We start from the raw sequence: 333 nt of genomic DNA on the forward strand, positions 1-333 counted from the left end.
TTAATAATTTGTCTTTTATATTAGGCTTTACTTCACTTACAGGTTTTCCCTCTATAAAATCAACTATTTGACGATAAGTTTTTAAATTATGCTCTTTTTTCAAGTTTTCAAGCTTCAATAATGAAAGCATAAACAAAATCGTAAGTACCCCAGGTATTATAAGACCATAATAACCAAAAAAGTAAAATACAGGTGCAATAGAAATAGGAAGTATAATCATTAATGCTAACATGATGTAACTCCACTTAAAGAAAGTTGATTTTTGAAGTTCTTCTTTCATGATCTTTACATCTCCTTTAACTAAATCATCCAGGGAGACATTAAAGAGAATAC

Annotated in this window: 1 pseudogene; it reads right to left on the minus strand. The window is 28.2% G+C overall.

Annotated elements, in window-relative coordinates:
* Positions 1-333, minus strand: a pseudogene (locus ACTJJY_RS32180) (XRE family transcriptional regulator); the annotation flags it as partial.

It is taken from the genome of Bacillus sp. 22475, from assembly GCF_052044835.1.
GTDB lineage: Bacteria > Bacillota > Bacilli > Bacillales > Bacillaceae_G > Bacillus_A > Bacillus_A cereus.